The following is a 1,434-nucleotide window of genomic DNA, read 5'->3' as shown; positions in this document are numbered from 1 at the left end:
ACACACCTCTTGCATTTCTGGGAGGGTCGTTTCGTCCGTACGTATCTGTGCGGGCCCGCGACGTCGTCGGGAAGGCCCCACCTCTTGCTGCCCACCGGGCTGGTGTGGCTCTCAGAATGGTTGCCTCCCGACGGCGGATAGTGGTCGGGGGTGACGCTCAATAGAGGCTTGGAACGTCCCGAGAAATGCCTGCGCACTCCGTCCTCAGCGGATCATTTCTGAGATGGAGGAACATCGTTGTTCGCAGGAATCGACACCCACAAAGACACCCTCGCGCTGGCGATCATCGACGACGGCGGACGGCCCAGAGTCGTTGATGAAGTGCCCAACACCAACAGTGGTTTCGCCCGACTTGAGCACCTGCTCGAGCATCACGATGTGGTTCGTGTTGGCATCGAAGGGTCCGGGAGTTACGGTCGCGCGATCGCGATTCACCTGGCCATCGCCAGCCCGAAGCTGACCGTTGTCGAGGTCCCGACGCGAATGACCGCGCGTGAGCGCGGCACGCAACCGGGCAAGGGCAAGACCGATCCCGTCGACGCGGTTGCCATCGCCAGGATCACCGCCCGCGAGCACAACCTGCCACCGGTCCGTCTCACCGTCGGCCCGGCCGCTGACCTCCGCGCGCTGATGGCCTACCGCGACCAGCTGGTCACCGAACGCACTGCCACCGTCAACCGCGTCCACGCCGACCTGCTCGGCCTGCGGCCCGGATTCCAAGCCGAGATCCCGGCACTTGGGCTCAAGTGGCAGATCAACGCAGCCCTCGCGTTGTTGGACGGAGATGACTCGGTCCGGGCCATTCTCTGCGCCCGACGGCTGCAGCGCGTCCAGCAAATCGACGCCGAGATCCTCGACATCACCAAGCAGATCACAGCACTGGTCGAAGCGTCCGGCTCCACTCTCACCGACCTCTACGGCGTCGGGCCGCTGGTCGCCGCCAGGTTCCTGGCTGAAGTCGTCGACGTCCGCCGCTACCCCAACCGCAACACTTTCGCCTCAGCGAACGGCACCGCTCCCCTGCCGGCATCGTCGGGACGAACGATCCGGCACCGATTGAACCGCGGCGGCAACCGGCAACTCAACCGAGCCCTCTACACGATCGCGATCACCCAGATCCGCGCCGACACCGAAGGCCGCGCCTACTACGACCGCAAACGAGCCGCCGGCAAAACCAGCCGCGAAGCCGTCCGCTGCCTCAAACGACGACTGTCCGACCAAGTCTTCAAAACCATGCGACGCGACCTCGAGCAGAACATCGATCTGGTGGTGGATGCGGCCGACGCAAACGAGGCCCGACTCACTGCCCAGAGGCAAGCTGCGTGACAAGGCTCCCAGCCTCAACCCTGCTCTTCGCTGAAGCGATCAAGCCGCACCCACCACCCAGCACCATAGTTCGAGCACTCCCCTTTACATAGAGGCCCATTCTCGGTG

1 protein-coding gene is annotated in these 1,434 nt (G+C 64.4%); it reads left to right on the top strand.

What is annotated here, in order from left to right; translation table 11 throughout:
- Positions 1-237: 237 nt before the first annotated feature.
- Positions 238-1,326: an IS110 family RNA-guided transposase gene (locus ESP70_RS19905; protein WP_223148815.1), complete on the top strand. Its 1,089-nt coding sequence runs from the start codon at positions 238-240 to the stop codon at positions 1,324-1,326.
- Positions 1,327-1,434: the final 108 nt, after the last annotated feature.

This window comes from Aeromicrobium ginsengisoli (genome assembly GCF_004134905.2).
GTDB classification, from domain to species: domain Bacteria; phylum Actinomycetota; class Actinomycetes; order Propionibacteriales; family Nocardioidaceae; genus Aeromicrobium; species Aeromicrobium ginsengisoli.
The sequence above is the reverse complement of the archived record's forward strand: the minus strand, read 5'-3'. Positions and strand labels throughout refer to the sequence as shown.